General features: G+C 65.1%; 6 protein-coding genes. 2 read left to right on the top strand and 4 right to left on the bottom strand.

Annotation, left to right across the window (positions count from 1 at the left end):
- Positions 1–364 precede the first annotated feature (364 nt).
- A complete protein-coding gene (locus EN750_RS13070; protein WP_023811179.1) occupies positions 365–520 on the top strand; it encodes a hypothetical protein in 156 nt (51 codons plus the stop codon).
- Between the two features lie 109 nt (positions 521–629).
- Positions 630–1,571, top strand: coding sequence for an LLM class flavin-dependent oxidoreductase (locus EN750_RS13075; RefSeq protein WP_127396656.1), 942 nt, complete (start codon positions 630–632; stop codon positions 1,569–1,571).
- A gap of 6 nt (positions 1,572–1,577) precedes the next feature.
- Here EN750_RS13075 and EN750_RS13080 read toward each other — a convergent pair whose 3' ends face one another.
- The 4 genes from EN750_RS13080 to EN750_RS13095 form a co-directional block, all read right to left on the bottom strand.
- A complete protein-coding gene (locus EN750_RS13080) occupies positions 1,578–2,264 on the bottom strand; it encodes an isochorismatase family cysteine hydrolase (RefSeq protein WP_127396657.1) in 687 nt (228 codons plus the stop codon).
- Positions 2,265–2,363: 99 nt separating this feature from the next.
- Positions 2,364–4,088 (bottom strand): ABC transporter ATP-binding protein, encoded by a 1,725-nt coding sequence (locus EN750_RS13085; RefSeq protein ID WP_127396658.1) that lies wholly within the window; start codon positions 4,086–4,088, stop codon positions 2,364–2,366.
- A gap of 109 nt (positions 4,089–4,197) precedes the next feature.
- Positions 4,198–6,201, bottom strand: coding sequence for a Fe(3+)-hydroxamate ABC transporter permease FhuB (gene fhuB, locus EN750_RS13090; protein ID WP_127396659.1), 2,004 nt, complete (start codon positions 6,199–6,201; stop codon positions 4,198–4,200).
- On the bottom strand, positions 6,198–6,572 hold a 375-nt coding region (locus EN750_RS13095; protein ID WP_145967617.1), incomplete at its 5' end, for an ABC transporter substrate-binding protein. The genes fhuB and EN750_RS13095, both read right to left, overlap by 4 nt.

A 6,572-nucleotide genomic window follows, 5' to 3' on the forward strand; every position in this document is an offset into this window, starting at 1 on the left:
CTCCGAAGTCGCTCCACCCATTCCCGTCGCGCCCCCCGAAATGATGGCGACCTTGCCGGCCAGTCTTGTGCCCATTTTTCTGCCCCCTGTGTGGCGATTTCGCTTTGCTGGTGGGCGATGCTACCGCGCCCGCGCCGGGCGGCCAATCCACGAATTGAGCGCAGCGAAAGCAAGGCCATAGGTCCATTCGGACGCAGAAGCACAAACGGACGCGCCATATGGATCGGCCGTCCGAGCGCTCCCCCTAAGCAAGTGTCTACCAACTTCCGGCATCATAGGAGAAAATTATTCTGTCTTTAGCCAAAAAATAGCAATCGACAAAGTCTACCAGTTTTATAGATTAACCGCCGAGACGGAGGTCGATATGTCCTATATCCAGAACGCCCAGACGGATCGCAGCGCTCAGCGGTCGGCCAACGCCCAGGCCTTTCGCCCGGCCTATGCCGGGGCTTTCGCCTATCTCGTCTTTGCCCTTGCGTTCGTGTTCACCGGGGCAGTCGTACTGGGCCTTATTCCCTGAGTCGTCAGATCGACCGGGCTTAGCTGCCCACCGCTTTCAGGCAATCGGAGTTGAATGAACCGAATCCTCGGCGTGCTTTCGCGCGCCCGACACCACGGAGGACATGGCAATGCCGATCGAGTTCACGCATATTCCCGGTAAGACCGCCGATGCCGCGGTTCCCTTTTTCTACGACTTTGCCGAGACCGCGACCAAGCTCGGGCTGATCGAGGATGGTGGCTTCCGCAAGATCGTCATCGACGTACCGGCCGGACTGCTGACCAACATGGATCTTGCGGCCCAGGTGCTCGATCGCACCTCGTCGCTGGAAGTCGTGCTCACCCATTGGGCGGGCGTGGTCGAACCGACCGTGGCGGCCCGCCAACTGGCGTCGATCGACAGGAAAAGCGGCGGGCGCCTGGCGCTGAGAATGATCAGCGAGCCGCTGAGCGACGCCGACGCCGAAACACGGCCGGTCGGGCACACCGTCATCTGGCAGCGCATCGACGAATATCTGGTGCTGCTGAAGCGGCTGTGGTCGAACGACCGGCCCTTCGACCACGAAGGAACGTTCTACAGCATCAAGGGCGGCTATGTGCCGCGCAAGGGACCGCACGGCGCCGACCTGGTCATCCGCATGGGCGGGCAGTCCGGAACGGCACTCAAAGTTGCCGGCCGGCATGCCGATGTCTTTGAGTTGGCGCCCGGCTCGATCGACGAGATCCGGCAATTGATGGAGCGGGTGCGCCGCTCCGCCGCCGAACATGGCCGGGCCGGCAAGCTGCGCTTCGCGCTTCCGGTCGGGATTCACCAAGGTGCTTCCGCCTCCGGCCACAAGGCGGTCGATGTTGCCGGGCCGCCAGCCCAGGCCGCCCTGTCGCTGCTTGCGTATGCAGCCCTTGGGATCGATGAATTCATGATTGTCGGCGTCGACACGCCACGCGAGATCGCAACGCTCGGCCGGGAAACGATCGCTCTGCTGCGCAATTCGCTGGCGCGTCGCGAACACGAGGCATTCCAGCCTGGGGCATATGCGTCTCGTGCAGGATTGGAGACGCGGGCAACGGGCTGAAGTTCTTCAGCCTTTTGTTGCCTCGGGCCTGTCGCCAAGCCGCGACAGGCCTTCAATGACAGCGCTCGAATCCGTTAGCGCGCCGAAGACGCCGTCTTCAACCGTCACCATGTGAAGGGCTGCTTCGTGCGCTTGTCTGTCGCCGCTGGCGCAGGCGTCCGAAATCGTCAGGCATTGGAAATTGCGGTCGCAGGCCTCACGCAGCGTGGTGTGGACGCAGACATCCGTGGTGCATCCGGAAAACAGCAGATGCGTGATGCCTTGCGCGCGCAGCACAAGTTCGAAATCCGTATAGGTGAAAGCGCTGTTGCAGGTCTTGTCGACGATGATGTCCTGCGGGGCGACGTCGATCTCCGGAACGATCTGGAATCCTGGACCAGAGCGCAGCAGGATTTCGGTGCCTTCGAGCCCAGCGCGCTTGCGGCGCCATGTCTCGTAGGGCGTCATGTCGGCCATGTCAGCCCGGTAGCCCTGCCTGGTGTGGATGACCCTGACACCGGCCTTGCGGGCGGCTGATATCAGCCGGCTCACGGTCGGCAGGATCGCCCTGAGCGGCGAGGGATCATATCCCTGCCTGGCGAAGTAGCCCGTCGTCGACAGGAAATCCTGCTGCAGGTCGATGACGATCAGCGCGGTGGTTTCGGCCATCAGCCTGCCGTCATAGGGAAAGTCGAAGGGCGTCGCCTTGATCATTTTTGGCTCCCGTTTTTCGATCGGCACTTGTTTGCTTGACGCAATTCCGAACGGAAAACCGTTTCACACTTTCCCTGGAATTGCTCCAGCGGTTTCGTATCAGCGCGACGACACCAGATGCTGGGCGTCATGCAGGCGCCGGTAGATGCCGCCGGCACGGATCAGTTCGCTGTGCGACCCCTGCTCGACGACGCCCGACTCCGAGACGACGACGATGCGGTCGGCGCCACGGATCGTTGCCAGCCGGTGTGCGATGACCAGCGTGGTGCGGCCCTCGGCAAGTTCGGCCAACGACTTCTGGATTTCACGCTCGGTCTCGGTGTCGAGCGCCGACGTCGCCTCGTCGAGGATCAAGATCGGCGGGTTCTTCAGGAACATGCGGGCGATCGCCAGCCGCTGCTTCTGGCCGCCGGACAGTTTGACGCCGCGCTCGCCGATGATCGTGTCATAGCCGGCCGGCAGGCCCGATATCATGCCGTCGAGCTGCGCCCGCCGCGCGGCATCGGCGATGGCGTCGTCGGAGGCGCCGAGACGGCCATAGGCGATGTTTTCGCGGATCGAGCCGCCGAACAGGAAGACATCCTGCTGGACGATGCCGATCTGGCCGCGCAGCGAGGCGAGCGTCATGTCCCTGATATCGATGCCGTCGATGCTGATCGCGCCGGCGCTGACCTCGTAGAAACGCGGCAGCAGCGAGCACATGGTGGTCTTGCCGGCGCCGGACGGGCCGACGAAGGCGATGGTTTCGCCGGCGTGGATGGTGAGATCGATACCCCTGAGCACCGGCTTGCCGTCGCCATAGCCGAAGCTGACACCGCGATATTCGATGTCGCCCTTGAGGCCGCCCACAGTCACGGCACCTGGCCGGTCGGCAATGTCGGGTTCGGTGTCGAGCAGCTCGGTGTAGCGCCGGAAGCCGGCAATACCCTTGGGATAGGTCTCGATCACCGAGTTGATCTTCTCGATCGGCCGTACGAAGACGCCGACCAAAAGCAGGAAGCCGACGAAGCCGCCATTGCTGAGGCCTCCCGTGATGACGAGATAGCTGCCGGCGATCATGACCACGAGCTGGATCAGCCTTATGCCCATATAGTTCAGCGAATTGCTGGCCGACATGATGCGGTAGGCGTCGAGCTTGGTCTGGCGGTAGCGCTGGTTGTCATGCGCGAACAGCGTGCGCTCATGCTCCTCATTGGCGAAGGCCTGGACGACGCGCATGCCGCCGACATTCTCTTCGATGCGGACGTTGAAATCGCCGACGCGCCGGTACAGCGCCTGCCAGTTGCGCTCCATGCGGTCGCCATAGCGCATCGTCACCCAGGCGATCAGCGGTACGATCACCGCCGTGATCAGCGCCAGATGCATGTTGACCGTGAACATCAGCACGAAGGCGCCAGCGAAGGTCATGATGGCGATGAACAGGTCCTCGGGGCCGTGATGGGCGATCTCGCCGATCTCCTCGAGGTCCTTGGTGACACGGCCGACGAGATGGCCGGTCTTGTGGTTGTCGTAGAAGCGGAACGAGAGTTTCTGCAGATGATCGAAGCTCTTGCGCCGCATCTCGGTCTCGATGTTGATGCCGAGCATGTGGCCCCAATAGGTGACGACCGCCATCAGCACCGTGTTGAGCAGATAGATCACCAGCAGCCCGGCAGACGCGATGATGATCAAGGTCCAGTCCTGCTGCGGCAGCAGCTGGTCGACGAAGGTGCGGACCGCCATGGGAAAGCCGAGTTCAAGCAGGCCGGCCAGCACCGCGCAGGAGAAGTCGAGCGCGAACAGCCCCTTCCAGGGCGCGTAGTAGGGAAGGAAACGTCTGATCATCGAGGTGAACCGCAAGCTGTCTTGACGGGCGCGGTGAGCGCGCCGGCCGTCATCGGTGGGCGCTGCTTACAATCGGCAGCGCAAGGGCGGCAATATGCCAGGACGGACTTCATTGCCTGCCTTTCCACATCAGCGCCATGAAATAGGGGCCGCCGACGAAGGCGGCGATGAGGCCGGCCGGCACTTGCCAGGGAAAGATCAGCGTCCGCCCTGCCCAGTCGGCGGCAACGAGGATCAGCCCGCCTGTCATGGCCGAGGCCAGAAGCTGCGGCACGGCGCGGCGGAGGCCGAGCATGCGTGCGAGGTGCGGCGCCATCAGGCCGACGAAGCTCAGCGGGCCGATGACCAATGTCGCGGTTGCGGTGGCCAATGCGGTGAGCGCAAGCAATGTGGCGCGAACGCGTCCCAGTCGCAGGCCAAGGCCACGCGCGGCGGTTTCGCCGAGCGGCAGTATATCGAGCCAGCGCGCGGTCAGCGGCGCCAGCGCGAGGACGGTGACCGCGACCGTTGCGGCGGTGAAGGCATCCGTTGGCGTTGCGCGATAGGTCGATCCCGACAGCCAGGCGAGCAGGAAGTCCATGCGCGGATCGCCGCTGGCCAGAAGCAGCGCGGCGAAGGCGGACGCGACCGTCGCAACGGCGACGCCGGCAAGCAGCAGCCGTTCCGGCGACAGGGCATTGCGTCGCCCGACCAGCACGACGATCGTCAGCGCCAGCAAGGCGCCCGCCAAGGCCGCGCCGAGCATTGTTGAGCGGTCGAAGCTGTCGCTGAGCAGCAGCAGCGCCAGCACGCCGAAAGAGGCGCCGCCGGAAATGCCCAGGACCTCGGGTGCGGCCATCGGGTTGCCGGTCATGCGCTGCATCAGCGTGCCGGCGACGGCGAGCAGGACGCCCGCCGACAGGGCGACGACGACGCGAGGCGCGCGCAGGGCAAGCAGCTCGGTCAAATCCGCGGATGCGATCCAGTGCCAACCGCCTGCGCCACGGCCAAAGCCGATGGCGAGGACAACCGCGAGGATGAGCGCCAGCAGGCCCGCGATCAACGGCAGGCCGTTTGTCGGCAGGCGTATCGACGACACCATGTCGGCCTGCCTTTCGGGGGTGGTTCGCATTCGCGGCAACAGGAACAGCAGCAGCGGCGCGCCGAGCAAAGCGGTCGCGGTGCCGGCGGGGGTTTCGCCGGTGAACGGCAGATGCTGCACCAGGCGGTCGGTGAGCCAGAGCAGGGCACCGCCGACCAGCGGCGACCAGACCAGACGGCGGCCAAGCGTGCGCGCTCCGGCCAGCCGCGCCAGCGCCGGGGCGGCGAGTGCCACGAAACCGATGACGCCGACCTCGGCGACGACCAGCGCGCTGAGCGAGACGGCGACTGTCATGCCGGCAAGGCGGATGACGGCCGGCCGGGTGCCGAGCGATGCCGCGCCGTCGTCGCTGAGGTCGAGCAGGCGTAGCGGTCGCCAGAGCAGGAGCGCGGCGCAGATGCCGGCCAGCAGCCATGGCGCCAGAACAAGGACCGCCGCGTCGCCATTCTGCACCAGCGAGCCGCTCTGCCAGATGAACAGCTCCTCGGTGTATTCGCGGTTGAGCGCCATCAGCAGCGCGCCGGCCGAGCCGAAAGTGAGGCTGACGACGAGGCCGGCGATGATGATCGACACTGGCGAAAAGCTGCGCCCGCGCGCCAGTGCGAAAACGGCTGATGTGGCGAGCGCGCCGCCAGCCAGCGCCACGCCTTCGCGGCCGCCTTCCAGCAGCCATGGTGCGTAGAGGGTGGCGGCCGCCAAAGCGAGGCTCGCTCCGGCATTGGTGCCGATCGTGGTCGGCTCGGCCAGCGGGTTGCGCAGCACATGCTGCATGATGACACCGGCGAGACCAAGTGCCGCGCCGGCCAGCATGCTGACGGCGACACGCGGGAGGAAGGCATAGCGATACAGCAACTGCGCTGGATCGGATGTGTCGGGAGCGGTGAGCGCCTGCCACCACAGGTGCGTCGGGAAAAGGTTGATGAGATCGAAGATGGTCAGCATCAGTGCCAGGCCCGCGGGCACGGCCACCAGCAGGATGAGCGCGCCGATGCCGTCGCGCTGTCGCGGCAGGGACATTGCCTGAGCGATCATGCCGCTGCCACGAATTCGGCGAAACGCGCGGCAGCAGTGAGACCGCCGAACGGCCAGACTGGCGGAATGGTCCGCACCTGGCCGTTCCGGACGCAGGGCAGATTGGCCCAGAGCGAGCTGCGGGCAATCCTGATCCTGACGTGCGGCGGGATCGGATCGAGCGAGATCAGTTGCGCCCCGCCGACGGCGACCAGTTCCTCGATGCCGACCGTCGAAAAACCCCATTCATTGGTGGCGCCGGTCCAGGCGTTGACGAGGCCGAGCCGGTCGAGGACATCCTGCGGCAGGCTGCCGGCGCCGTAGACGCGGACATGGCGATCGTCGAACATGCTGACGACGCAGACCGGTTTTTGCACCGCCCGCTCCAGCCT

This window comes from Mesorhizobium sp. M7A.F.Ca.ET.027.03.2.1 (assembly GCF_003999175.1).
In the GTDB taxonomy this organism is placed as follows: domain Bacteria; phylum Pseudomonadota; class Alphaproteobacteria; order Rhizobiales; family Rhizobiaceae; genus Mesorhizobium.

What these genes read in the sequence shown, in the direction of transcription:
- EN750_RS13070 (WP_023811179.1), top strand. Translation starts at nt 365, where the DNA reads ATGTCCTATATCCAGAACGCCCAGACGGATCGCAGCGCTCAGCGGTCG.
- EN750_RS13075 (WP_127396656.1), top strand. Translation starts at nt 630, where the DNA reads ATGCCGATCGAGTTCACGCATATTCCCGGTAAGACCGCCGATGCCGCG.
- EN750_RS13080 (WP_127396657.1), bottom strand. Translation starts at nt 2,264, where the DNA reads ATGATCAAGGCGACGCCCTTCGACTTTCCCTATGACGGCAGGCTGATG.
- EN750_RS13085 (WP_127396658.1), bottom strand. Translation starts at nt 4,088, where the DNA reads ATGATCAGACGTTTCCTTCCCTACTACGCGCCCTGGAAGGGGCTGTTC.
- fhuB (WP_127396659.1), bottom strand. Translation starts at nt 6,201, where the DNA reads ATGATCGCTCAGGCAATGTCCCTGCCGCGACAGCGCGACGGCATCGGC.